The sequence below is a fragment of the Pseudomonas sp. GNP012 genome (assembly GCF_054343835.1).
Map to the genome: position 1 here is coordinate 944863 of NZ_JBTGUU010000001.1, position 24648 is coordinate 969510.

Consider the following 24648-nt stretch of genomic DNA (forward strand, 5'->3'; position numbering starts at 1 on the left):
GGAGAGTCCGATGCGTGTCTGGTTTTTGAGTGCTGGCCTGGCCTTGATGTGCATGGCCCAAAACGCAGCGGCGGGTACAGTCCTGATCGTTGGCGATAGTATCAGCGCCGGTTTCGGGCTGGATACCCGGCTGGGGTGGGTGTCGCTGCTTGAACAACGGCTCAGGCGCGAAGGTTTCGACGACAAAGTGATCAATGCGTCCATCAGTGGCGACACCAGTGCCGGAGGCCAGGCGCGCCTGCCCGCGCTGCTTGCAGAGCATAAACCGGAACTGGTGATCCTCGAGTTGGGGGGCAATGATGGCCTGCGCGGTTTGCTGCCAACTCAATTGCAACAAAATCTTGCTTCGATGATCGACAGCTCCCGGGCCAGCGGTGCCAAGGTGCTGTTGCTCGGCATGCAATTGCCACCCAATTACGGTGCGCGTTACACCAAGGCGTTCGCCGAGGTCTACAGCAACCTGGCCGATGAGAAAAAGATCCCGCTGGTGCCGTTTTTCCTCGACGGCGTGGGCGGTCATCCGGAGTTGATGCAGGCCGACGGCATACACCCGGCGGCCGGGGCCCAGGACAAGTTGCTGGAAAATGTCTGGCCTACTCTAAAACCGCTGTTATGACACTTTTCTAGACGCAGGCTTTCGGCTAAGGTGGCGCCCCCGATTTGGAGCCCCCGATGCCGCGTCCCGCCTGGTCACTATTTGCCTATCAACTGATCGAGCCTGACGAACAGCTGGATCTGTTCGCCTGCCAGGAAGTGCGGGTGCATCTGGTGACCCGTCAGCTGGAGTTGGGCGGCTCGGCTGACCGGACCCTTTGCGGCAGCCTGTTGCCGGCACAACCGCGCTGGTCGAGTGTTGATCGCCGGGTGTTTCAGGATCAGCGGCTGTGTTCGTTGTGCCGGGCCATTCTTGAGTCGCAGAAGCGGGGGACGTCGCCGATCTGGCCTGAATTGCGGTTTGAGCTTTGATTCGTAGTTGTGCGCTTGTCTTTTGCTGATTGGGTACATATCCGTTTTTTAGGTAACGGCGGCTTATGGTTTCGCCCTGACGGCGACTCCCTTTTTTACAAGCGCCTAAAAAAGGAAGCAAAAAACACTCGCCCCGAACGTACGGCCCCTCGCTGAGGCTCGGGGTACCTTCGCTCCGGTATTCATCCGGGGGCATTGCCCTCCGGTCGGCTTCGCTTCGACCTACATGCAATGAGTTCGACTGCGTCGAACGGCGCTGCGCGCCCATCCCCGGATGAACACCTGCGCTCAGCCTCCCGATATAGGTTGTCCGTTCCTTTCCTCTTCCATACTTCAACGTCTGGAAGTCAGCTTTGATCCAGGAAGGAACATGCACCTGTGGGCTACGAATATGCCTCTCAAGCACGTGATGATTACCCCCTCACTTTCGAGCCCACAGGTGCGCTTGCGCCCTCTAACGAATACTCAGGGAAAGCCCGACACGGCTCTCTATATCGCTTTCGCTGGACGCAAGCATGCATGTCCCTGCATGTACTTTAGCGCCAGTGGAGGTTGTTGATGCAAACGCTCCTGTCTCAGAGATTCACTGCTTATGTCGGAATAGATTGGGCAGATACCAAGCACGACGTGTGTTTGCAGGTCGCAGGTGAAACCCGGCGGCACTTCTCTATCATCGACCACACGCCCCAATCGATTGATCGATGGGCGAAATCGTTGTTTGAGCGCTATGGCGCGCCGATTGCAATTGCTCTTGAGCTCAACAAGGGCCCGTTGGTGGCGGCCCTGCAAAAGTACGAGTTCTTTTGCCTGTTTCCCATCAATCCGAGCACCTTGGCCAAACACCGCAAAGCCTTTGTCGGCAGCGGTGCCAAGGATGATCCGACCGATGCGCAATGGGCGCTTGAGTTGTTGCTCACCTATCCCCAACGGTTTGCGCAGCTGATGCCGCAAAGCCCGGCGATGCGTATTTTGGCCAGCCTGACAGAACATCGACGGGCACTGGTTGATGAGCGAGTGAAAGTCAGCAACCGCCTGATCTGTACGCTCAAACAGTATTATCCAGCGGCCCTTGAGCTATTTAGCAATCATGACAGCGTGGTGTTCTGTGACTTTTTGATGCGCTGGCCCACACTTGAGCAGCTCAAGCGTTCTCGCCAGAGTACTTTTCTCAAGTTCTTTAACGAGCACAACGCTCGTCACGCTCAACTCAATCAAACACGCTGGGAAATCATCACCCAAGCGATGCCTTTGACGCAGGATCCGGGGGTGATACGTCCTGCGCAGTTGTACACGACAGCCTTGGCGTCACAACTCAAAGGGCTCATTTGCACCCTCAAGGATTTTGATCGCGAGATCGAAGAAACGGCCAACACCTTGAGCGATTACCCGATCTTCAAAGCGCTCCCTGGTGCCGGCCAACATCTTGCACCACGCCTGATGGTGGCTTTTGGTGAACAGCGTGATCGATTTAGCGACGCCAATGCGATGCAGCAATATGCCGGAATCGCACCCGTGACTCAGCGTAGCGGCAAGAAGAAAGTCGTGTATTGGCGCTACCGATGCTCAACCTTCTTGCGTCAGACCTTTGTCGAATGGGCTGCTCACAGCATCACTCAATCAACGTGGGCCGAGGCTTACTATCGGCAGCAACGGGCTAAGGGCTGCTCATACCAAGCGGCCCTGAGAGCACTGGCTTTCAAGTGGATCAGAATCGTCTATCGGTGCTGGAAAACCAGCACCATCTATGACGAAAAGGCTTACTTGCAGGCTTTGACGCGGCACGGATCAACGTTGGTAGAAGCGCCGATGGAGGTCGTCACAGGTTGACGGACAGGCTCAGGGCGTGAGGGGGCGGGTGGATCAAGAGCTGCAGGCGAGCTAACGCTCGGGCTGATGAGTGGTGAAGAGCGAAGATGTACGCCGACCTGCCTTTGCTCTTCTGTGGGAGCGAGCTTGCTCGCGATGGCGGCCTGTCAGCCGGCCGAAATCTCGCGGATCCAAGCCAGCAAACAGGCCGGCCGGTAGGCCGCCTCGGGTTAGCCGCCGCCGGCCATGGATGGCCGATGGCGGCGGGCTCTGTAGGAGCGAGCTTGCTCGCGAAAAACCTGAGAGCACCGCGGGGTGCCAGGCTCCCCGCATCATCGTTGACCTCCATCGCGAGCAAGCTCGCTCCTACAGGCCGGGCGGCGTTCCGTTTTTCCAAAGTGACCCGCTGTAAGAGCGGAACCGCCAGAGGCCGTGACCGCAGCAATGGATATGTACACCCGTAAAAAACACATCGCCCAACACAAAGCCTTCGCGAGCAAGCCCGCCACAGGGATCTTCAGTGGCCAGAGGCCCAGTGTGGGAGCGAAGATAATCGCAAAATCACCTTGCACTGCCTGCAATCGGGCCATCTCCCCGAAATAACGGGCGGCAGTGTACAATCGCGTGCTTATACCCTCTGTTGATCATGCGAAGGATTTTCCGGATGTTGCCGCGCTTTCCTGCCGTCACCCGCTGCCTGACTCTTGCCGCCCTTTTTGTGGCCGGTCCCGTTGCAGCATTGGAGTTGCCCCTGCCACCGCCCGGTGAGGACATCATCGGCCAGGTGCAGGTGATCAAGGCCAAGTACGAAGACACGTTCGCCGACCTTGGTACTGCCTATGACCTGGGCTACACGGAAATGGTCGCGGCCAACCCGGGTGTCGATGCATGGTTGCCGGGCGTCGGCACGGAAATCATTCTGCCGACCCGCTTCATCCTGCCACCAGGCCCGCGTGAAGGCATCGTGATCAACCTGGCCGAGTACCGTCTCTACTACTACCCGAAAGGCAAGAACGTGGTGTACACGTTCCCGCTGGGTATCGGTCGTGAAGGCTGGGGCTCGCCGATTGCCCACACCAGCATCACCGCCAAGACGCCTAACCCGACCTGGACGCCTCCGGCGTCGATCAAGGCCGAGCACGCGGCAGACGGTGACCCGCTGCCCAACGTTGTGCCGGCAGGCCCTGACAACCCGCTGGGCCCGTTCAAGTTCACCCTGGGCACTCCGGGCTACCTGATCCACGGTTCGAACAAGAAGTTCGGTATCGGCATGCGCACCAGCCACGGTTGCTTCCGCATGTTCAACAACAACGTGCTGCAAATGGCGGGCATGGTACCGGTCGGTACCTCGGTACGGATCATCAACGACCCGTACAAGTTCGGCATGAGTGGCGGCAAGGTCTATCTGGAGGCGCACACGCCGCTGGACGACAAGGGCAACCCGTCGGTGGTCGACAAGCACACAGCGGTCATCAATGCGATGCTCAAGCGTGAAGACATCACCAACAACCTGCGCATGAACTGGGATGTGGTGCGGGACGTGGTGGCCGCCGAAGACGGCCTGCCGGTAGAGATCGCTGTGCCGGGCAACGGCATCGCGCCGATGGTGTCGAGCACGCCGATCGATCCGCTGCAGTAACGCGGGTCAAGAGCCCGTCGACGCTGACCGCGTCGACGGGTTTTTTATTGCCTGGAGAAACGCCGGGCAATAAAAAAGCCGACCCAAAAAATGGGTCGGCTTGATAACAATCCCGAGGGATTATTACTTGCGGCTAGCTTTGTCCAGCATGCGCAGAGCACGCTCGTTAGCTTCGTCAGCAGTCTGTTGTGCTTTTTGAGCAGCAGCCAGAGCTTCATCAGCTTTACGGTAAGCTTCGTCTGCACGAGCCTGGGAGCGAGCAGCTGCGTCTTCAGTAGCGGTCAGACGTGCTTCGGTTTCTTTCGATGCGCTGCTGCAACCGGTAGCCAGAACTGCGGCCAGAGCCAGAGCAGAGAATTTCAGAACGTTGTTCATCGTGTTCCCCTTCAAGGACTTTCTATTAAGTAGCTATCTCCTCCGATTGAGGAAATAGCCGGCGTACATACTACCCATTACTTGTAGTAAGTAAAACTGACGTGAAGCAAGAAGCAAAAAAAATTGTAGGCGTTGATTCTTTTTCGAGCAACTTTTAACTGAATTGTTTAAAAAATATCCAGCTGCAAGGCCCGTGGCTGAGCGAACTGCCGAGAAAAAGTTCCTTCGGCACAGCGCTCTTTCCCCCCGACTGGCTAAAGTCCGCCTATATGGATTCGTCTACACTTTTGTTCGGCTTTTGCGTGGCGCCTCTCACTATCTTTCTCGATGTTCAGGTGACTTTAACAACGGGCGCTCGTCTTAAGTCTCAACATCCGGCAATGTTCAGGCTATCGACCCGGAGTCACCTTCGGTCGAGCCATTCCTGCGTGATTACGGAGCAGCACCCGCCAACCGGCATGATGACGAGCGCACCTTGAGCATTTCTGTCAATGGTGCCTACTATTTGTACGTGCTCGGTAGCGCGAGATCGGTGCAGCTCTTCTCGGTGTCCATTCAGGCACGGGGTGGCGTAGATGTTCCTTCGCCGGAAAAACATCGGTAAGGTAGGGGTCGGAATTCCAGACCCGCGAGGAGTAGTGATGAGCGAGGCGTTGTCCATCCACCATGACCAGGCTGGTCATCAGTTCGAGACCAATGTGGACGGTCATCGTGCCTATCTGACCTATATGGATCTGGGGAAACAGACCCTGGATATCTATCGCACCTTCGTGCCCAACGCATTGCGTGGTCGCGGTATTGCGGCAGCCTTGACCGAGAAGGCGCTGGAGTACGCTGACGAAATGGGCTACACCGTCATTCCATCTTGCTCCTACGTCGAGCGCTACATGGAGCGTCACCAGCGGCATGCGGCCAAGCTGAGTCAGTGACTTTCAGTCAAACGAATGCATAAAAAAACGCCGGGTTCTACCCGGCGTTTTTTTGTGTGCGCTTTTTGAACAAGCCGTCAGGCGATCAGCTGCGATCGCGTTTAGGCAGCACATCCTTGAGCTTGGCATGCATGCTGCGCAAGGTGTTTTCGGTTGCGGTCCAGTCGATGCAGGCGTCGGTGATCGACACGCCGTACTGCAGGTCGGCGAGGTCTTTCGGGATCGCCTGGGCGCCCCAGTTCAGGTGGCTTTCAACCATCAGGCCGATGATCGACTTGTTGCCTTCGAGGATCTGGTTGGCGACGTTTTCCATCACCAGCGGTTGCAGGGCCGGATCCTTGTTGGAGTTGGCGTGGCTGCAATCGACCATGATGTTCGGCTTGATCTTCGCCTTGTTCAGCGCCTGCTCGCAAAGCGCAACGCTGACCGAATCGTAGTTCGGCTTGCCGTTGCCGCCGCGCAGCACCACGTGACCGTAGGCATTGCCCTTGGTCGTCACGATGGAGACGCCACCTTCCTGGTTGATACCCAGGAAGCGGTGCGGGCTGGAAACCGACTGCAGGGCGTTGATCGCCACGGTCAGGCCGCCGTCGGTGCCGTTCTTGAAGCCGACGGCCGAGGACAGGCCGGACGCCATTTCACGGTGAGTCTGGGATTCGGTGGTGCGCGCGCCGATGGCCGACCAGCTGATCAGGTCCTGCAGGTACTGCGGGGAGATCGGGTCGAGGGCTTCGGTGGCGGTCGGCAGGCCTTTTTCGGCCAGGTCCAGCAGCAACTGGCGACCGATGTGCAAGCCATCCTGAATCTTGAACGAGTCGTCCAGGTACGGGTCGTTGATCAAGCCTTTCCAGCCGACGGTGGTACGTGGCTTCTCGAAATACACGCGCATGACCAGATACAGGGTATCGGACACTTCGGCAGCGAGAGCCTTCAGGCGCTCGGCATATTCGTGGGCGGCCTTGATGTCGTGGATCGAGCAAGGCCCGATGACGACGAACAGGCGGTGGTCGGTGCCATCCAGAATGTTGCGAATGACTTCGCGGCCCTTGGTGACGGTGCGCAGTGCGGCGTCGCTCAGGGGAATATCGCGCTTGAGCTGATCGGGAGTGATCAGCGTCTCGTTGGAGGCGACGTTTAGGTCGTTGATCGGTAAATCAGCCATCGTTTACTCGTCAGGTCACGGGTGCCGGCCGCCAGCGAACCCGCGCGGCGGAGCACAGCAGATTAAGCGCGTCGGGGAGCTGAACCTTAGCGCGTTACACCGTGGCTCGACAATGGGCAGACGCCGGTTTGGTGGGCTTTCGCAGTCAGTTTCCCTGCCATGAGGGGCAAACCGATCAAGAACACCCCTATTCCAGTACCGGCTGCGCAAAAGCCTTGCGCACCGAATCGTGAGAGAACTCGTCGGCATGCTCCTGGACCCATTCGAGCGCCAGGGCCTGAACATCCTGCAAGTCTTCGTGGGACTCATGCAGGCGGCAGTAGCGTTCGATCTGGCACACCTGCTCACCCATTCGGGCGCTGAACAGCGTTTGTTCGTCGACGAAGGCGATGCCCACCAGATAACCGCGTTTGCGCCGCAGGCACCAGGCGACATAGCCCAGGTAGCGCATGTCCGGGTTCACGGTCGGCATGCGTACTTCAAGTGCCGTGCCGTAGCGCCACGCGCGGTGATAATTGCAAGCCATGCCCCCGAGGCTGATAGTGTGCAGCTGCCGTCGCGAAATACACTCGGGTTTGAGCAAGGTTAATTCGACAGGCACATCGTCAGGGTGAGGAATGAATCGTCCCATGAACACAGACTCCATGTGTCGGCCATCTGACATTGTTCTCCCCAGTATAGTGGTCGAATTGGAACTGACCGATTTTGACGCCGACCAACGGTTGCTGGCGATGAACGGTGTTTCGCTGGTTATTTTCACCAGTGTCGGCTGCGCCAGCTGCCGTTTTGCCCGCGAGCAATTGCCGACACTCGATCTGGTCGTCGATCGGCTGTGCTGGATCGATGCCGGCAATAACGGCGGAGTGGTCGAGCGTTATCAGGTCTTTCACTTGCCGGCGCTGTTTGTCGTTCGCGACGGCGAATTCTTCGGAACACTGAAATCGCGCCTGACCGACACAGAGCTCAATCGAGCCGTGCGCCAGGCGTTGAGTCGAACAGCAGAGGAGTTGCCATGATGGGGACAGTTGCCAGGCCGACAATCGGCATTATCGGGACCGGCGCAATCGGCGGGTTCTACGGGGTGATGCTAGCGCGTGCCGGTTTTGATGTGCATTTTCTGCTGCGCAGCGAGTTTTGCGCCGTGGCCGAGCACGGGTTGCAAGTCGATAGCGCGCCCCACGGTGCGCTGAAACTGAACCCGGTACAGGCTTACTCGAAGGCTGAAGACATGCCGCCCTGCGACTGGCTGCTGGTGGGCGCGAAAACCACCAGCAACGCAGATCTGGCACCAGCTATCCTGCAGGCGGCGGCACCGGATGCCAAAGTGCTGCTGTTGCAAAATGGCCTGGACGTGGAAGACAGCCTGCGCGAGTTGCTCCCCGATTCGCTGCATGTGCTCGGCGGACTCTGCTACATCTGCGTCCATCGCGAGGCGCCGGGCGTCATCACCCATCAGGCGCTGGGCGCGGTACACGTGGGTTATCACAGCGGTCCCGCCGATGGGCCGACACGCACTGCAATAGTCGAGGAGGGCGTCGGCCTGTTCCGCAGCGCCGGGCTCGATTCCCAGGCCATGGCGAATTTGTATCAGGCGCGCTGGCAAAAACTGGTCTGGAATATCCCCTACAACGGTCTCTCGGTTTTGCTCGGGGCGAGCACCACACCGTTGATGGCGGATGCTGACAGTCGCGAACTGATCAAGGCGCTGATGGCTGAAGTGGTGCAAGGCGCCATCGCCTGCGGGCACGACGTACCGGCAGGGTATGCCGAGCACCTGTTCATGGTGACCGAAAAAATGCCCGACTACTGGCCGAGCATGTACCACGATTTCCTGCACAAGCGGCCGCTGGAGCTGGCGGCGATCTACGCTCGACCACTGGCGGCCGCCAGGGCCGCGGGATGTGAAATGCCGCGCATCGAGGCTTTGTATCGCAGCTTGAGTTTCATTGATCGACGCAACACCTGAGTCGACCGACCTGAGGGGGAAGGGCATGCCAATGGCAATTGACGACAAGCTGGTGCTGGCGATTTCTTCGCGGGCGCTGTTTGATTTGAGCGAAAGCCACAAGGTCTATCTGTCGAGCGGTGTCGAAGCCTACCGGCAGTATCAGATCGAACACGAAGACGAAATCCTTTCGCCCGGCGATGCTTTTCCGTTGGTGCAGAAACTCCTGAACCTCAACAATAGCCTGGGTCGCGCCCGGGTCGAGGTGATTCTGGTGTCGCGCAACAGCGCCGACACCGGGCTGCGGGTATTCAATTCGATCGACCACTACGGACTGGCGATTTCCCGTGCGGCATTCGTCGGCGGACGTAGTCCGTATCCCTACCTCAAGGCCTTTGGTTGCGACCTGTTTCTCTCGACCCACGCCGAAGATGTGCGCAATGCCCTGGACGCCGGATTCGCCGCGGCGACCATCCTGTCTGGCGGTGCCAGTCGTGCGGCCAGCGACGAGCTGCGCATTGCCTTCGACGGAGACGCGGTGCTGTTTTCCGATGAGTCGGAGCGCATTTATCAGGCCGGTGGTCTGGAGGCGTTCCAGGCCAGCGAGCGTGAGGCCGCTCGCGAGCCGTTGCGCGGTGGACCGTTCAAGGGCTTTCTCGCGGCCTTGAACCTGTTGCAGCGTGAGTTCCCGGAGGACGCCTGTCCGATTCGTACCGCGCTGGTCACGGCGCGATCGGCGCCCGCCCATGAGCGGGTGATTCGCACGTTGCGCGAATGGGACATCCGTCTTGACGAATCGCTGTTCCTCGGCGGCCTGACCAAGTCCGCCTTTCTCGAAGCCTTCGCCGCCGATGTGTTTTTTGATGATCAGGCCGGCCACTGCGAGTTGGCCCGTGAGGTCGTCGCCACCGGTCATGTGCCCCACGGCATAAGCAACGAGCAAAAGGTTTAAGCCCGCCGTTCAATGTGTTGCGCCGGACGTCGTAGTCGCCAAGGCACTGCTAAGCTGAATCAAATGTCCGCCATGTTGGCAGTCGAGGAGGTCATATGATTCGTTCGATGCTGTACGCCACTGACCTTGGCCTGTACGCGCCCGTGGTGATGCAGCATGCCCTGGAGCTGGCCAGGACCTTCAATGCCAATTTGTACGTCGTGCATGCGGTTGAGCCCATGGGGTTGTTTGCCGAGTCGGTGCTGCAAAGTTATCTCGATGAACAGGCGCTGAACGAGTTTCACAGCCAGGGCCTGAATACTGTGATTGCCAGTATCGAGCAGCGGGTGCTCGACAGTTTTCGTGAGGAGCTGGGGGATGAAGGGGAGCACGACCTGGAGCGGATTCAGGCGGTAAGGGTGCTGCAGGGCGACCCCTCGCAGGTGATTCTGGACCAGGCGCAGAAACTCTCCGTGGATTTGTTGATCGTAGGAAGTCACAGCCACGGTGCGGGTGCGGAAACGCCTTTGGGCCGGACCGCCGCCCGTGTGTTGCAACTGTCCAAGGTACCGGTCTATCTGGTGCCATTGGTGCAACGTCGTCGTCAAGGGGACCTCTAGCACATGAATAATGGCAATCTGATAAAAAAGTTCTAGATTTATTCTTCGAGCCATTAATATAGTTATATATCGTCGCTGATGCCCGTGGCGTCTACCTGCTTTGAGGGATTCATATGAAGCTTCAACAATTGCGCTACATCTGGGAAGTGGCGCACCACGACCTCAACGTTTCCGCTACAGCCCAAAGCCTTTACACCTCTCAACCGGGCATCAGCAAACAGATCCGTCTGCTCGAAGATGAACTGGGCGTCGAAGTCTTTGCCCGCAGCGGCAAGCACTTGACCCGGGTCACCCCGGCCGGTGAGCGCATCATCACCACCGCTGGCGAGATTCTGCGCAAGGTTGAAAGCATCAAGCAGATCGCCCAGGAATTCTCCAACGAGAAGAAAGGCACCCTGTCGATTGCCACCACTCACACCCAGGCGCGTTATGCATTGCCGCCGGTGATCAGCAATTTCATCAAGCAATACCCGGACGTTGCCCTGCATATGCACCAGGGATCGCCGATGCAAATCGCCGAAATGGCCGCTGACGGCACCGTGGATTTCGCCATTGCCACCGAAGCGCTCGAACTGTTCGGTGATCTGGTGATGATGCCGTGCTACCGCTGGAACCGCTGCGTGGTCGTGCCTCAGGGCCACCCGCTGACCAAACTGTCGAAACTGACCCTCGAAGCGCTGGCCGAATACCCGATCGTTACCTACGTGTTCGGTTTTACCGGCCGTTCGAAACTCGACGAAGCGTTCAGCCATCGAGGCCTGACGCCGAAAGTGGTGTTCACCGCCGCCGACGCCGACGTCATCAAGACCTATGTTCGCCTGGGCCTGGGCGTGGGCATCGTGGCGAAAATGGCGGTCGACACCAAACTCGACAGCGATCTGGTCGTACTTGATGCCAGCGAACTGTTCGAGTCCAGCGTGACCAAGATCGGCTTCCGTCGCGGCACCTTCCTGCGTGGTTTCATGTGCGACTTCATCGAGAAGTTCGCGCCGCACCTGACCCGCGAAGTCATGGCCAAGGCCATTCAATGCCACAACAAGCAGGAACTGGAAGAGCTGTTCGAAGGTGTCGAACTGCCAGTCCATTAAGCCCGTTCAAACGACCTCGGTGACAGCGAACTGTTGCCGAGCGCCCGCCACCGTAATTTCCACCTCGTCGCCCTCGAACTTGCCCAGCAGGCTTTTGCCCAGCGGTGAGCGCGGGGTGATGACGGTGATCAGTTGCCCCACCAGGTCGACTTTCAACCCGGCTGCATCAGGGGCCAGGAACAGCCATTGTTCGCGCCCCTTTTCGTCTTCGAGCCCGAGCAGCGCGCCGACTTCGATGCCCCGCTGTTCGTCATACGGGCGCAGGGCCAGGTTCTGGCAGAGGCTCAGTGACTGGCGGATTTCCTCGACCCTTTTGGCTTGCCCGGCCGCGAGATAGGACGCCTCGAGCCCCAAGGTGTCGTATTTGTTCTCGGCGATGTTTTCTTCGTGGGTCGCCGTTTCGTAGGCGGTTTGCGCGGCCCGTTCGGCGATGTCGAGATCGATCTGCAGCTTGTCGAGAATCAGCTGGTGGACGGTGTGCTTATTCATGATCAATCGCAGAATTGCAGGACGTTGGCGCGACTTTTTTCGCTGGGTGCAGTCCGGTCCTGTTGCAGCCAGAACTGACAGTTCGGGTTGGCCAGGTTGCGAGTGCTGCTGCGCGCCTGATCGAGCCGTTGAGCCTGTTCGCTCTTGCGCAGGTTTTCTTCATATTGCTCGAACAGCGGGCTCTGTGGCGGGATGTCCGGCACCGGTTGAGTCACCACCGGTGGCTTGGCCAATTGCTCCACAGCTGCAGCCACGGGTGCCAATTGTTCGCTGAAAAGCAGGCGTGAAGCGAGCCAGCAGGTCAGCACAATGGCAATGAATCCCAGCCACATGCCGAGGGCGATGCTGCCGGTCAGTTGCAGGGCATTGAGGCTGATCGGGAAGGATCGGCGCGGAGCGGGGCGGTGGGGCATGGTTGCTTCCTGGCGAAAGGTCACTGGCGAGTGGCGATTGTCGCATGAAGAATAATCGTCGTCGGCTCTTCTGCACGGGGTAATTTATGCGGACAATCGGCGCCTTTGCCAACGGGAGCCTGGAATGCCTGAACTGAAAACCCGCTGGGATATTTTTTGCACCGTGGTCGACAACTTCGGCGACATCGGCGTGACCTGGCGACTGGCCCGGCAACTGGTGGCCGAACATGGGCTGGCGGTGCGTCTATGGGTCGATGATCTGCGAGCGTTCGAGCGCCTGTGTCCGCAAATCGACATCCACGCCGCGCAGCAATGGCAGCAAGGCGTCGAAGTGCGTCAATGGCCAGCCGAGTGGCAACGGACTGAAGCCGCCGATGTGGTGATTGCTGCATTCGCCTGCCAATTGCCGAGCGCCTATATGGATGCCATGGTCGAACGGGAAAAGACCCCGCTGTGGATGAACCTCGACTACCTGAGTGCCGAGGACTGGGTGATCGGCTGTCACGGTTTGCCCTCGGTGAAATACAAGAACGTACAGAAGTTCTTTTTCTTCCCGGGTTTCCAGAAGGGCACTGGCGGATTGTTGCGTGAGCGCGGGTTGCTTGAGCGTCGTCGGCAATTTCAGCAGGACCCGCAAGCTCAAAGAGAATTCCTGCACGGTTTAGGGATTGATCCTGCACCCGGTGCACAGTTGATCTCATTGTTTGCCTACGAAAACACCGGGTTGGCCAGTTGGCTCGATGCGATGGCTGGCGATTCGACGGCCACTCATCTGCTGGTGCCGGAAGGGCGGATTCTCGGCGATGTCGAGCGTTGGCTCGGTGAGCAGGGGTTGGCGGCCGGTGCCGTGCATGTGCGTGACGCCTTGACCGTGCAAGTGCTGCCATTCGTCCGCCAGGACCAATACGACAGCTTGCTGTGGTGCTGCGATTTCAATGCCGTGCGTGGCGAAGATTCCTTTGTGCGCGCTCAATGGGCGGGCCGGCCATTTCTCTGGCACATCTATCGGCAGGAAGAAGATATCCATCTGGACAAGCTCGAAGCCTTCCTCGAACTCTATGTGAAGGGGCTATCGGACCCTGCACGGGAGGCGATCAGCGGTCTCTGGCGAGCCTGGAACGCCGGTGAAAAAATGCCCGACCACTGGCAATCCACCCGTAAACACTGGCCAGAGCTGGAAAAACACGCCGAGGCGTGGTGTCTGGAACAGGCCTTGCAGGCCGATCTTGCCACGGCGCTGGTACAGTTTTATGGAAATTGGATATGATACGCGGCCTAGATTTTTGTAAATCCCATCCAAATTCGGATATTCGCAATGAAAACTGGTAAAGAACTCAAACCCGGTACCGTGATCCGTATCGACAACGATCCTTGGCTGGTTCAGAAAGCTGAATTCACCAAGTCCGGTCGTAACAGCGCGATCATGAAGACCAAGCTGAAGAACCTGCTGACCGGCTACAAGACCGAAACCGTATACGGTGCGGACGACAAGCTGGACGACGTGATCCTCGACCGTAAGGAAGCGACCCTGTCCTTCATCAGCGGCGACTCCTACACGTTCATGGACACCACCGACTACACCATGTACGAGCTGAACGCCGAAGACATCGAAAGCGTTCTGCCATTCGTGGAAGAAGGCATGACCGACGTTTGCGAAGCCGTGTTCTTCGAAGGCCGTCTGGTTTCCGTAGAGCTGCCGACCACTATCGTGCGTCAGGTTGACTACACCGAAGGTTCCGCTCGCGGCGACACTTCCGGCAAGGTAATGAAGCCTGCCAAACTGAAGAACGGTACCGAGCTGTCGGTTGCTGACTTCATCGAAATCGGCGACATGATCGAGATCGATACCCGCGAAGGCGGTTCCTACAAAGGCCGTGCCAAATAAGCACTGCTTGAGGAATGAAAAAGCCCGACCATTGAGTCGGGCTTTTTTGTGCCTGGAATTTCACCTTCAGCGACGACCCCCTGTGGGAGCGGGCTTGCTCGCGAAGGCGTCTTCCCATTCGATATTTATGTCGACTGACACGCCACCTTCGCGAGCAAGCCCGCTCCCACATTGTGTACGGCGTTATTTCTTCAGGTGTTGCTTGAGCTCTTCAGACGCCTGCAACATCGCCGAGCGCACCGCCGGCACCTGGCTCACCACGTTGAGCAAACCGTAGTCGTGGATCATGCCGTTGTAGCGCACCGAGGTCACCGGTACTCCGGCTTCATCGAGTTTGCGGGCGTAGGCTTCGCCTTCGTCGCGCAACACGTCAGCACCGGCGGTCTGTACCAGCGCTGGCGGCAAGCCTTTCAACTGGGCGGTGGTTGCGCGCAGAGGCGAGGCGTAGATCTCGTTACGCTGGTTGGCGTCGGTGGTGTAGTTGTCCCAGAACCACTTCATCGCATTTCTGGTGAGGAAGTGCCCTTCGGCAAACTGGTTGTAGGAGTCGGTTTCGAAGTTGGCATCCGTCACCGGCCACAGCAACACCTGGAACTTGATCGCCGGGGTTCCCTTGTCCTTGGCCATCAGTGCAACCACGGCCGCCATGTTGCCGCCGACACTGTTGCCGGCTACCGCCAGGCGCTTGCCATCGACGTTGATCTCCTTACCGTGCTCGGCCACCCATTTTGTCGCGGCGTAAGCCTGGTTGATCGCCACCGGGTAATGGGCTTCCGGCGACGGCGTGTAGTTCACGAACACCGCCGCTGCCCCAGAACCGGTCACCAGGTCACGCACCAGCCGCTCGTGGGTCGGGAAGTCCCCCAGTACCCAGCCACCGCCGTGGAAGAACATAAACACCGGCAGCTCACCCTTGACCCCGGCCGGCCGGACTATGGTCAGGTTCAGCGGTTGGCCATCGACTTGAATGGTCTTCTGGCTGACATCGGCTTTTGGCAGTGTCAGTTTCACCCCGGCCTGCGCGCCCGTCAGCACGGCGCGGGCGTCTTTCGGGCTGAGTTGTTCAAGTGGTTTGCCGGTACCGGCATTCAGCACATCGAGGAACGCCTGGGTGTTGTGTTCAACCCCATCACTTGCGAACGCACCGTTGATCGACAGAGCGAGAAGGGTACCGGTCAAGACTTTGCTGAAAGTGTTCATGTTCGTTTCCTGTTCGGGCCTGAGTAGTCAGCGCTTAGACGGTTACGTGCAGGCGCACATCGACGTTGCCACGGGTGGCATTGGAGTACGGGCAGACCTGGTGGGCGGCGTCGACCAGTGTCTGGGCATCGGCTTGTTCAAGACCTGGCAGGCTGATGTGCAGGTCGATGTCCAGGCCGAAACCGCCAGGGATCTGGCCGATGCCGACATGGGCGGTGATCGACGCGTCGCTCGGGATGCTGCGCTTGGTCTGGCTGGCGACGAATTTCAGGGCGCCGATGAAGCAGGCGGAATAGCCGGCGGCGAACAGTTGCTCAGGGTTGGTGGCTGCGCCGCCGGCACCGCCGAGTTCTTTCGGCGTGGCGAGTTTGACGTCGAGGATGTTGTCGCTGGAAACCGCACGACCGTCACGGCCACCGGTGGAAGTTGCGATTGCGGTGTAGAGAGTTTGCATGGTGAAAGCCTCGTTCAGGGGTTGAGTTGTTTGCGCTAAATGTTTGCGCGCTAAGTAAGGACGAAGTAAATGTATAGCGCTAATGTTTAGTGCGCAAGATAAAAAACAAAATAAATTTGCCAGGGCCGACGAGCGGTTAAGCAGGATTGGCTGAAACTATTGAGTTAGAGCGGATTGAGGTTTTACAGGCGACTTTTTTTGGGGGGGGCGGCGGGTTCTATAGCACCGCACAAAAGCAGTGTGGGAGCGGGCTTTGTGGTGGTTTGAAGGCTAAAGGCTGTCTTGCAGGTGGCGACGCAGCTCTTGCAGCTCCGCTTGCAGGTTTTGCAGGCGCTCCAGTGTCATCCCGCTGGCGCCGAGGATGCATTGGGGAATATCACGCGCCTTGTCGCGCAACGCCCGACCCTGTTCGGTGAGCTCGACGATCACCACGCGTTCATCTTCGCGGCTGCGGGTTCGGCTGAGCAGGCCTTCGGCTTCCAGGCGCTTGAGCAGCGGCGTCAAGGATCCAGGGTCGGTCAGCAATCGCGTGCTGATTTCGCCTACCGTCAAACCATCCCTTTCCCACAACACCATCATCGCCAGGTATTGCGGGTAGGTCAGGCCCAGCGCTTGCAGCAAGGGCTTGTAGACCTTGGTCATCATCAGCGAAGTGGAGTGCAGGGCGAAGCAGGCCTGATTATCCAGTAGCAGGTTGTCGCAGTTGTCCGGGGTGTTGCGCTCGGTGCTCATGTCGAAGCCTTGATCTGTGATCATTGGAATCTAGCGGGCGAATCTTTAATGCGCCAGATAATTTTGATCAGTGCCGTTGCAAATGGGTTTGCAACAGCAGATCCCAGGGCGGAACCGGGCTGAAGCGGGTTTTCAGGTACTCCAGCAACAAGCGGCTACGGGGGTTGGGTTGTTGTTCCAGGCGCAAGGCATAGATGCCGGTGTTTTCCGGTTTCGGCAGACCGCTGTCGCAGAACAGCGGCAGCAACTCACCCCGTAACAGGTACTCGCTGGCCAGCCAGGTCGGCAGGTGCGCGATACCCAATCCGGCCAATGCGCCGCATACCAGCGCCTCGGCATTGTTGGCGCTCATGCGCACCCGTGCCGGCCGATGCAACTGCATTTGCCCGTCCCGTTCGAAACGCCAGGCGAAGGGCGGGGCCAGACCATCCCAATCGAGTCCGTCGTGTTCATTCAGCTGTGATGGATCGGTCGGCACGCCGCGTCGTCGCAAATAGTCAGGGCTGGCGCAGGCAATACGCACCATGCTCGCCAGTGGCGTGGCCACCAGCCGGGTGTCGGCCAATTGCCCGGCGCGCAGCACCAGATCGACCTTGCCGAGGTTCTGGCCCTGCATGTCGACGAAACTGTCGATCAGATGCAGTTGCACATCGAGTCCCGGATAGAGCATGAGGAAGTCGGCAATCACCGGTGCCAGGTGCCGGCGCCCAAAGGCTGCTGGCGCATCGATACGAATCAGGCCTTCCGGCGCGCTGCTCAAGGACACGGCCTCGGCCCGGGCCAGGCGCAACTCGGCGACGATCCGCCGTGCTCGCTCGGCGAAGGCCAATCCTGCCGGGGTAGCGCGCACCGCATGCGTGCTGCGGATGAACAGCTGACTGCCGACCGCGTTTTCCAGGCTGTCGATACGCCGTGCCACGGCCGAAGGGGTCATCGGATGACGGCGCGAGGCGGCGGAAAAACTGCCGGTTTCCAGTACATCGAGGAATAAAGCCAGTTGGTCGGTCAATTGGTTGGGATTCATGGCAAGTCTGTGCTTGTGCGAATTTGGCACAGCCATTGTGCGTCGCTGTGCGTTTCCGTGCCATAAGCAACTGCGTAGGATCAATGGCGTGATGTGAGGAGAAATTGGCCGTGATTGAGTTTCTGATGTACCTGGTATTCGGTGCCTTACTGGGCACGCTTGGCGGTTTGTTCGGAATCGGCGGTGGCCTGATTGCCATTCCGCTATTGGGCGTGCTGTTCGGGCTCGATCAGCAGATTGCCCAAGGCACGGCATTGGTGATGGTCGTGCCGAACGTGATGCTGGCGCTGTGGCGCTACCATCAGCGCAACCGGATCGAGCGGCAACACGCGTTACCGTTGGCCATCATGGGGTTCTGCTTCGCCTGGCTCGGATCGATCTGGGCGGTGGGCATCGATGCGCGAACCATGCGCATAGGTTTTGTCGCGTTTCTGATCGCACTGTCGGCGTACAACTTCGTTCGCATGTTCGCCTCCCGCACCACGGCGGCGTCACAGATGAACTACTCATGGCCCTGGCTGGGCGTGCTTGGCGCTGCATCCGGCACAATGGGTGGGTTGTTCGGCGTGGGGGGCGCGGTGGTGGCGACGCCGGTGCTGACCAGCCTGTTCGGTACCAGTCAGGTGGTTGCGCAGGGGTTATCGTTAGCGCTGGCCTTGCCGAGCACGGGGGTGACGCTGGTGACTTATGCCGTGCACCATCAGGTCAACTGGGGGATCGGCTTACCGTTGGCGGTCGGGGGGTTGATGAGCATCAGTTGGGGTGTGAAGGTTGCCCACGCCTTGCCGGAGCGGCTGCTGCGCGGGCTGTTTTGCGGGTTCCTGGTGTTCTGTGCAGTGACGCTCGCTTTTAAAGTTTGAAGCCATCAATGATGTGTTCGGCCAGGCACTCGGTGATCGGTGACGGGTTATGCAGGTTGCGCACGAGCATGATACTGGCCTCGGGCAGCAACGGCAGATCCTCGGCTTCACCCAGAATGCGCATGTCCGCGGTGATCAGGCTTTCAAGTTGCGCGGTCACTGCCAGGCCGGCGCTGACCACGGCCATGATCGCCGACAGGCTGTCGCTGTTGTACGCCACCCGGTAATCGCGCCCCCGGGCATCCAGGGCATTGCACGCCCACTGGCGGCAGAAGCAATCGCTGTTGAACATCGCCAGCGGCAGCGGCGTCTGTTCGTGGGCGCTGTAGCATTGCGCCTCGGCCCAGACAAAACGTTCCTTGCGCAACAACTGACCGATTTCGCTGCCCGGTTCGCGGGTCACGATGGACAGGTCCAGGTCCTGGCGCATCAACAGCTGTTTCGATGATTCGCAGTGCACTTCGATCTGGATCAGCGGATAGGACTGGGCAAACCGGCGCAGGATCCCCGGGAGAAACCGCATCACATAATCGTCCGGCGTACCGATGCGCACCATGCCGACCATGTCGGGTTCACGCAGGGTATTGAAGACCTCGCTGTGCAGCTTGAGGATCCGTCGCGCATAGCCCAGCAGCACCTGGCCTTCGGCCGTCAGCCGCACCTGCCGTCCGTCGCGCTGGAACAGCTGACGCTGCAGCACATCTTCTTCCAGTCGTTTCATCTGCATGCTGACGGCTGACTGGGTGCGGTTGACCATTTCGCCGGCGCGGGTAAAGCCGCCCTGGTCGGCGATGGCGACGAAGGTGCGCAGCACTTCGGTATCGATACTCGGGTAGGCCGACATCCATCAATCTCCGAGATATGTGACATCAGAAACATTCGTTGGATTGATCTTAGACCCGGCGCGAGACTGGAGCCATCCAAACGGAGGGCAACAAGATGAAAGGTCAACATGAGTTCCATGGTGCGGAAAAACACTCCATTCACCTGATATCCGATCTGCTGCACAAGGTCGGCCGCTGGTACGAACTGCATCGCGAGCGCGAACTGCTGGCGAGCTTGAGCGACGAAGCACTCAAGGACATCGGCATGAGTCGTGCGGATGTGGAGAACGAGTCGATCAAACCGTTCTGGAGCGACCCGATGCATAAATGACCCGATCAATAAATGATGAATGCCACGCTACACAAACCCCTTACCGGTGAGGTAGGTTGCGAGCAGACAAGGAGATGCCCATGCCCGCAACATTGTCCTTTACCCTCAAACAGGCTCGGCGTCTGGCGCTGGCCGCCCAAGGGTTCAACGGGCGGCAATCGCCAGCGGCGATCAAGGCTGTTGCGCTCAACCGCCTGATCGAACGGCTGGGCATTTTGCAGATCGATTCGGTCAATGCAGTGGTGCGTTCGCACTACCTTCCGCTGTTTTCCCGCCTCGGCCATTATTCCCCGGACTTGCTCGACCAGGCAGCCTGGAGCCAGGGCCGGCGTCGAACACTTTTTGAGTATTGGGGCCATGAAGCCTCGTTGTTACCGCTTTCCCTATACCCGCTGATGCGTTGGCGCATGCAGCGAGCGAGCCGTGGCGAAGACATCTATCAGCAATTGGCGCGTTTTGGGCGTGAGCAGCAAGACACGATTCGTCGCGTGCTGGCATCGGTCGAGCAGCAGGGCGCGCTGGGTGCCGCAAGCCTGTCGACCCGTCAGGAGCGTGCCGGGCCCTGGTGGGACTGGAGTGCGGAAAAGCATGCGCTGGAATGGTTGTTCGCTGCCGGTGAAGTGACCGTTGCCGGACGGCGCGGGTTCGAAAGGCTCTACGATTTGCCGGAACGGGTAATTCCCTCGGCGGTTCTTGCGCAGCCCATCCTGGATGAAGATGACGCCCAGCGCGGCCTGTTACGGCATGCGGCAACGGCCTTGGGTGTCGGTACGGAGAAGGATTTGCGTGACTATTTCCGCCTGAACCCTGCGGACAGTCGTCCACGTTTGGCCGAGTTGGTCGAGGCCGGTCAATTGCTGATCTGCGAAGTCCAGGGTTGGCGACAACCGGCCTATTGTCTGCCTGAGCCGAAGGTGCCGCGCAAAGTCGCGGCCAGTGCCTTGCTCTCGCCGTTCGATTCGCTGATCTGGGAGCGCAGCCGCACGGAGCGGCTGTTTGATTTCCGTTATCGGCTGGAAATCTACACACCGCAGGACAAGCGCGTTTACGGCTATTACGTGCTGCCGTTTCTGCACAACGAACGGATTGCCGCACGGGTCGATCTGCGTGCCGAGCGGGCGGCGGGTCGTTTGGCTGTGCATGCGGTGCATGAAGAAGAAACGGGGCTGGATGACGAGGGGATGTTGGCGTTGGCGGTCAATCTGCGGCAGATGGCGGATTGGCTGGGGCTGGCGCAGGTTCAGTTGAACTGCCCGCGGGCGAGTGCGGCAAGGTTGCGGGTGGCATTGGCACAGATTGATGGTGACTGAACTGGCCCCTTCGCGAGCAAGCCCGCTCCCACATTGGTTCTGTGTCGTTCACAAATCAAGTGTGGGAGCGGGCTTGCTCGCGAAGGCGCCTTGTCATGCAGCCAATAACTAGCGCCGAACCTGCTTCAGGGTTTCAGCAATCAAAAACGCCAGTTCCAGCGACTGATCGGCATTCATCCGCGGGTCGCAATGGGTGTGGTAGCGATCCGACAAACCGTCCTCGGTAATGGGCCGCGCACCACCGATGCACTCGGTAACGTTCTGCCCGGTCATTTCGATATGGATACCACCGGCATAACTGCCTTCGGCTTCGTGCACCTGGAAGAACTGCTTCACCTCGCCAAGGATCTGCGCGAAGTCGCGGGTCTTGTAGCCGCTGCTGGCCTTGATGGTGTTGCCGTGCATCGGGTCGGAACTCCACAGCACCTGCTTGCCTTCTCGCTGGACAGCGCGGATCAGTTGCGGCAAGTGATCGCCGACCTTGTTCGCGCCCATCCGTGCGATCAGGTTCAAGCGGCCCGGATCGTTGTCCGGGTTGAGCACATCGATCAGGCGAATCAGGTCGTCGGGGTTCATGCTCGGGCCGACCTTGACCCCGATCGGGTTGTTCACCCCGCGCAGGAATTCGACGTGGGCGCCGTCGAGCTGGCGGGTGCGGTCGCCGATCCACAGCATGTGCGCCGAGCAATCGTAGTAATCGTTGGTCAGGCTGTCGCGCCGCACGAAAGCTTCTTCGTAGTTCAGCAGCAGCGCTTCGTGGGCGGTGAAGAAACTGGTCTCGCGCAGCTGCGGCGAACTGTCCATGCCGCAGGCGCGCATGAACGCCAGGGTTTCATCGATGCGATCGGCCAGGTGGCTGTATTTTTCCGCCAGCGCCGAGTTGGCGATGAAGTCCAGGTTCCACTTGTGCACCTGATGCAGATCGGCAAACCCGCCCTGGGCGAACGCGCGCAGCAGGTTCAGCGTGGCGGTGGACTGGTGATACGACTGCAACAGGCGCTCGGGGTCCGGCACGCGGCTTTTTTCGTCGAAACCGATGCCATTGACGATGTCGCCACGGTAGGCGGGCAGCGTCACGCCATCAATGGTTTCGTCGTTGGCCGAACGCGGTTTGGCGAACTGCCCGGCCATGCGCCCGACCTTGACCACCGGACAGCCGGCGGCAAAAGTCATCACGATGGCCATCTGCAGCAACACCTTGAAGGTGTCACGGATTTTCGCCGCGGAGAATTCGGCGAAGCTTTCGGCGCAGTCGCCACCCTGCAACAGAAAAGCGCGGCCCTGGGTCACCTCGGCAAACTGACGGCGCAACTCACGGGCTTCACCGGCAAACACCAGCGGCGGATAGCTGGCCAGGGTCTGCTCGACCTGCTGCAAATGCGCGGCGTCGGGGTATCGGGGTTGTTGCTGGATCGGCAGGGCGCGCCAGCTGTCAGGACTCCAGGGTTGGCTCATCACGGTCTCTAGTGTTTTCGCTCGGACGTCCATGTTATCAGCAAATTAGTGCGTGACCTGTTCCCGTCGCATCGCTGACAATCTCGCCTTTGCCGCTCTCTACACGCGGTGTTATTGCGTTGCCGGCCCCGGTGACGGTCAGGAGATGAAATGACTGAGGAACGCGTCGAGCATCTGCTCGCCGAGGTACAGGACGAGTTCGGTGTGATTCGTGTGCTGGAAGTGGCCGATTACCGTTTTCTCGAGTTCGGTGATGCCATCGAGCAAAGCTGCGTGTTCACCGCCGATCCGAGCTGGCTCGAGTACGACTATACCCGGGCGATGCTGATCGGCGCGTTGTGCCATGAACTGCCCGAAAGCGCACTGTTTCTCGGTCTTGGCGCCGGTACGCTGACCCAGGCCTGCCTCAAGTTCCTGCCGCTGGAAGATGTCGAAGCCATCGAGCTGCGCCCGGACGTGCCGCGCCTGGCCATTGAATATCTGGGGCTGGATGACGATCCACGCCTGTACATCCGCGTTGGCGATGCGCTGGAGTTGCTGGATAGCGCAGAATCGGCGGACCTGATTTTCGTCGACCTTTATACCGATGTCGGCCCGGGTGTCGGGCATCTGGCCTGGAGTTTCCTGGAAAACTGCCAGAAACGATTGAATCCGGGTGGCTGGCTGGTGATCAATCAGTGGGCTACCGACGATGGCAAACCCCTGGGCGCCGCCTTGTTGCGCGGTTTGTATCACCGGCACTATTGGGAGCTGCCGGTGAAGGAGGGCAACGTGATCCTGATCGTGCCTTCGGAGCTGGATCAGGAGCTGGACATGGACGGCCTGATCGCCCGCGCCGAAACGCTGGCGCCGCGGCTGGGGTATTCGTTGCAGTCGTTGATCAAGGCGATTCGCCCGGCAACCTGAGGCACACTGATCCCCCTGTAGGAGCTGCCGAAGGCTGCGATCTTTTGATTTTGCTTTTCAAGATCAAAAGATCGCAGCCTTCGGCAGCTCCTACACGGATTTTCAGCAGCCCTTGAAAACACCGGGCCGCCGCTCCACCATCGACCGCACACCTTCCTTGACGTCCTCGCTAGCCATCAACTTCTTCACCAGCAGCGGCAACGCCTGTGCGGCTGCGGTTTCCCCTTCATAGCGGGCCTGTCGCGCAGACATCAGTGTCGCTTGAACGCCGAGCGGCGCCTGACGGGCGATCCGCTCGGCCAGTTCAATCGCCCGGGGCAGTAAGTCCTCGCTGGCCATGACCTCTTGCACCAGACCCAGGTGCAAGGCGTCACGGGCGTCGAATTCATCCCCGGTCAACAGCCAGCGCATGGCATTGCCCCAGCCGGCCACTTGATGCAGGCGCAGGGTGGCACCGCCGAACGGGAAGATCCCGCGTTGCACTTCCATCTGCGCGAACCGGGTGTTGCTGGCGCACAGGTTGATGTCGGCGGCCAGCATCAGCTCGATGCCGATGGTCAGGCAATAACCCTGGGCGGCGACAATGACCGGTTTGCTGACCCTGGGACCGGCGAACACCGCCCAGGGATCACAGCCGCCGGGCGGAACCTGCCAGCCATCTGCGAGTGTGACGCTGGCATTGACCAGGTCGAGCCCGGCGGTAAAGTGCTCGCCATGAGCGAACACCACCGCCACCCGCGCTTCGCTGTCGGCCTCGAATTCGCCATAGGCCAGGCTCAGCGCGTTGAGCAGGTCGAGATCGAAGGCGTTGCGCTTGGCCACCCGATCCAGGCCGATCAGGAACACATGGCCGCGCCGTTCACGGCTGACTCGACTGGAGCTGGACTGATTCATGGAGCGGTCCTCGGGGGTGGGAAAGGCGTGCGGGGACCTGCGGTCTGCACGGTAAAGGGTGAACCGTTTTAGCGCCATCACCCGCAAGGCCGGGCCTTTGAAAAATAGCCGGCTGACCGATTATTCGCAAAGCCTGTGACACAACGGTGTATCCGGTGGATTTCCGATAAAAAAAGCTCCCTTTTTTGACGAATTCCGGTATAGTGCGCGCCGGCCTTTAACCGGGCCGCGTTTAGGTAGCGCAATTCCCCGAAGCCAGCTTCGGCTGCACGTCCGCCCAGCGGACTCTTCCTTTACGATTCTTTTCATTCATTCGTTTTCGCAAATCCCCGCCGACAAAGCTGCCAGGGCGACTCTTGAGTCTCAACACGGCATGTGCAGCTTTGGAGCATGGGTCTTTGCGGATGCAC

The 24648-nt window shown here is 59.4% G+C and carries 28 protein-coding genes; 16 read left to right on the forward strand and 12 right to left on the reverse strand.

Annotation, left to right across the window (positions count from 1 at the left end):
* Nucleotides 1-10: 10 nt before the first annotated feature.
* The 4 genes from ACXX83_RS04175 to ACXX83_RS04190 all read left to right on the forward strand — a co-directional run bounded on the left by ACXX83_RS04175 (nt 11) and on the right by ACXX83_RS04190 (nt 4411).
* Complete coding sequence (locus ACXX83_RS04175; protein WP_007973565.1) at nt 11-616, forward strand: arylesterase; 606 nt, start codon at nt 11-13, stop codon at nt 614-616.
* 56 nt (nt 617-672) lie between these two features.
* A complete protein-coding gene (locus tag ACXX83_RS04180) occupies nt 673-966 on the forward strand; it encodes a hypothetical protein (protein WP_003226812.1) in 294 nt (97 codons plus the stop codon).
* 558 nt (nt 967-1524) lie between these two features.
* Complete coding sequence (locus tag ACXX83_RS04185; RefSeq protein ID WP_458547629.1) at nt 1525-2793, forward strand: IS110 family RNA-guided transposase; 1269 nt, start codon at nt 1525-1527, stop codon at nt 2791-2793.
* A gap of 643 nt (nt 2794-3436) precedes the next feature.
* Nucleotides 3437-4411 (forward strand): L,D-transpeptidase family protein, encoded by a 975-nt coding sequence (locus ACXX83_RS04190; RefSeq protein ID WP_458547630.1) that lies wholly within the window; start codon nt 3437-3439, stop codon nt 4409-4411.
* A 123-nt stretch (nt 4412-4534) separates the two neighbouring features.
* Here ACXX83_RS04190 and oprI read toward each other — a convergent pair whose 3' ends face one another.
* Nucleotides 4535-4786, reverse strand: a complete 252-nt coding sequence (gene oprI, locus ACXX83_RS04195) for an outer membrane lipoprotei OprI (RefSeq protein WP_003199355.1) — start codon at nt 4784-4786, stop codon at nt 4535-4537.
* Nucleotides 4787-5427: 641 nt separating this feature from the next.
* Between oprI and ACXX83_RS04200 the strand changes: the two genes are divergently transcribed.
* Entirely contained in the window at nt 5428-5715 is a 288-nt protein-coding gene (locus ACXX83_RS04200; RefSeq protein ID WP_007973562.1) for a GNAT family N-acetyltransferase, read from the forward strand.
* An 85-nt stretch (nt 5716-5800) separates the two neighbouring features.
* On the opposite strand, the gene ACXX83_RS04205 is transcribed toward ACXX83_RS04200, so the two are convergent.
* Both ACXX83_RS04205 and ACXX83_RS04210 read right to left on the reverse strand, forming a co-directional pair.
* A complete protein-coding gene (locus ACXX83_RS04205; RefSeq protein ID WP_015094024.1) occupies nt 5801-6877 on the reverse strand; it encodes a 3-deoxy-7-phosphoheptulonate synthase in 1077 nt (358 codons plus the stop codon).
* A gap of 187 nt (nt 6878-7064) precedes the next feature.
* Entirely contained in the window at nt 7065-7508 is a 444-nt protein-coding gene (locus ACXX83_RS04210; RefSeq protein WP_015094025.1) for a PilZ domain-containing protein, read from the reverse strand.
* On the opposite strand from ACXX83_RS04210, the gene ACXX83_RS04215 reads away from it, so the two are divergent.
* The 5 genes from ACXX83_RS04215 to cysB all read left to right on the forward strand — a co-directional run bounded on the left by ACXX83_RS04215 (nt 7507) and on the right by cysB (nt 11461).
* Nucleotides 7507-7893, forward strand: a complete 387-nt coding sequence (locus tag ACXX83_RS04215; protein WP_015094026.1) for a thioredoxin family protein — start codon at nt 7507-7509, stop codon at nt 7891-7893. The two genes, ACXX83_RS04210 and ACXX83_RS04215, sit on opposite strands and share 2 nt — an antisense overlap.
* The gene (locus ACXX83_RS04220; RefSeq protein ID WP_458547631.1) at nt 7890-8843 is read left to right on the forward strand and encodes a putative 2-dehydropantoate 2-reductase; all 954 of its coding nucleotides are present in this window, start codon (nt 7890-7892) and stop codon (nt 8841-8843) included. The genes ACXX83_RS04215 and ACXX83_RS04220 overlap by 4 nt, the downstream gene beginning before the upstream one ends.
* Before the next feature lie 25 nt (nt 8844-8868).
* Nucleotides 8869-9774, forward strand: coding sequence for a 5'-nucleotidase (locus ACXX83_RS04225; protein ID WP_458547632.1), 906 nt, complete (start codon nt 8869-8871; stop codon nt 9772-9774).
* A gap of 95 nt (nt 9775-9869) precedes the next feature.
* Nucleotides 9870-10373, forward strand: coding sequence for a universal stress protein (locus tag ACXX83_RS04230; protein ID WP_008023285.1), 504 nt, complete (start codon nt 9870-9872; stop codon nt 10371-10373).
* Nucleotides 10374-10486: 113 nt separating this feature from the next.
* Nucleotides 10487-11461 carry an HTH-type transcriptional regulator CysB gene (gene cysB, locus ACXX83_RS04235; protein WP_015094029.1) on the forward strand — a complete coding sequence of 325 codons (975 nt, stop codon included), beginning with the start codon at nt 10487-10489 and terminating at the stop codon, nt 11459-11461.
* Nucleotides 11462-11467: 6 nt separating this feature from the next.
* On the opposite strand, the gene ACXX83_RS04240 is transcribed toward cysB, so the two are convergent.
* Both ACXX83_RS04240 and ACXX83_RS04245 read right to left on the reverse strand, forming a co-directional pair.
* On the reverse strand, nt 11468-11950 hold the full coding sequence (locus ACXX83_RS04240) for a GreA/GreB family elongation factor (RefSeq protein WP_015094030.1): 483 nt from the start codon (nt 11948-11950) through the stop codon (nt 11468-11470).
* 2 nt (nt 11951-11952) lie between these two features.
* On the reverse strand, nt 11953-12363 hold the full coding sequence (locus ACXX83_RS04245) for a hypothetical protein (protein WP_217837547.1): 411 nt from the start codon (nt 12361-12363) through the stop codon (nt 11953-11955).
* A 124-nt stretch (nt 12364-12487) separates the two neighbouring features.
* Here ACXX83_RS04245 and earP point away from each other — a divergent pair, with 124 nt between their 5' ends.
* A complete protein-coding gene (earP, locus tag ACXX83_RS04250; RefSeq protein ID WP_217837548.1) occupies nt 12488-13630 on the forward strand; it encodes an elongation factor P maturation arginine rhamnosyltransferase EarP in 1143 nt (380 codons plus the stop codon).
* A 48-nt stretch (nt 13631-13678) separates the two neighbouring features.
* Entirely contained in the window at nt 13679-14248 is a 570-nt protein-coding gene (locus ACXX83_RS04255; protein WP_007955690.1) for an elongation factor P, read from the forward strand.
* Between the two features lie 183 nt (nt 14249-14431).
* Here ACXX83_RS04255 and ACXX83_RS04260 read toward each other — a convergent pair whose 3' ends face one another.
* The 4 genes from ACXX83_RS04260 to ACXX83_RS04275 all read right to left on the reverse strand — a co-directional run bounded on the left by ACXX83_RS04260 (nt 14432) and on the right by ACXX83_RS04275 (nt 17658).
* Nucleotides 14432-15448 carry an alpha/beta hydrolase gene (locus tag ACXX83_RS04260; RefSeq protein WP_217837549.1) on the reverse strand — a complete coding sequence of 339 codons (1017 nt, stop codon included), beginning with the start codon at nt 15446-15448 and terminating at the stop codon, nt 14432-14434.
* Between the two features lie 34 nt (nt 15449-15482).
* Nucleotides 15483-15902, reverse strand: a complete 420-nt coding sequence (locus ACXX83_RS04265; RefSeq protein ID WP_095966403.1) for an organic hydroperoxide resistance protein — start codon at nt 15900-15902, stop codon at nt 15483-15485.
* Between the two features lie 270 nt (nt 15903-16172).
* Nucleotides 16173-16634 carry a MarR family winged helix-turn-helix transcriptional regulator gene (locus tag ACXX83_RS04270; RefSeq protein ID WP_217838373.1) on the reverse strand — a complete coding sequence of 154 codons (462 nt, stop codon included), beginning with the start codon at nt 16632-16634 and terminating at the stop codon, nt 16173-16175.
* Nucleotides 16635-16701: 67 nt separating this feature from the next.
* Entirely contained in the window at nt 16702-17658 is a 957-nt protein-coding gene (locus ACXX83_RS04275) for a LysR family transcriptional regulator (RefSeq protein WP_458547633.1), read from the reverse strand.
* A 125-nt stretch (nt 17659-17783) separates the two neighbouring features.
* Between ACXX83_RS04275 and ACXX83_RS04280 the strand changes: the two genes are divergently transcribed.
* Nucleotides 17784-18518: a sulfite exporter TauE/SafE family protein gene (locus tag ACXX83_RS04280; protein ID WP_407800581.1), complete on the forward strand. Its 735-nt coding sequence runs from the start codon at nt 17784-17786 to the stop codon at nt 18516-18518.
* On the opposite strand, the gene ACXX83_RS04285 is transcribed toward ACXX83_RS04280, so the two are convergent.
* Nucleotides 18508-19362, reverse strand: coding sequence for a LysR substrate-binding domain-containing protein (locus ACXX83_RS04285; RefSeq protein WP_116580071.1), 855 nt, complete (start codon nt 19360-19362; stop codon nt 18508-18510). The genes ACXX83_RS04280 and ACXX83_RS04285 overlap by 11 nt on opposite strands.
* A gap of 95 nt (nt 19363-19457) precedes the next feature.
* Here ACXX83_RS04285 and ACXX83_RS04290 point away from each other — a divergent pair, with 95 nt between their 5' ends.
* Nucleotides 19458-19673 carry a DUF1127 domain-containing protein gene (locus ACXX83_RS04290; RefSeq protein WP_007973532.1) on the forward strand — a complete coding sequence of 72 codons (216 nt, stop codon included), beginning with the start codon at nt 19458-19460 and terminating at the stop codon, nt 19671-19673.
* An 80-nt stretch (nt 19674-19753) separates the two neighbouring features.
* On the forward strand, nt 19754-20983 hold the full coding sequence (locus tag ACXX83_RS04295; RefSeq protein ID WP_458547634.1) for a winged helix-turn-helix domain-containing protein: 1230 nt from the start codon (nt 19754-19756) through the stop codon (nt 20981-20983).
* 108 nt (nt 20984-21091) lie between these two features.
* On the opposite strand, the gene ACXX83_RS04300 is transcribed toward ACXX83_RS04295, so the two are convergent.
* On the reverse strand, nt 21092-22438 hold the full coding sequence (locus ACXX83_RS04300; protein ID WP_007973530.1) for a class II 3-deoxy-7-phosphoheptulonate synthase: 1347 nt from the start codon (nt 22436-22438) through the stop codon (nt 21092-21094).
* Between the two features lie 150 nt (nt 22439-22588).
* Between ACXX83_RS04300 and ACXX83_RS04305 the strand changes: the two genes are divergently transcribed.
* On the forward strand, nt 22589-23344 hold the full coding sequence (locus ACXX83_RS04305; protein ID WP_015094041.1) for a spermidine synthase: 756 nt from the start codon (nt 22589-22591) through the stop codon (nt 23342-23344).
* 102 nt (nt 23345-23446) lie between these two features.
* Here the strand turns inward: ACXX83_RS04305 and ACXX83_RS04310 are convergent, their stop codons facing one another.
* Nucleotides 23447-24238 carry a crotonase/enoyl-CoA hydratase family protein gene (locus ACXX83_RS04310; RefSeq protein ID WP_458547635.1) on the reverse strand — a complete coding sequence of 264 codons (792 nt, stop codon included), beginning with the start codon at nt 24236-24238 and terminating at the stop codon, nt 23447-23449.
* Nucleotides 24239-24648 lie beyond the last annotated feature (410 nt).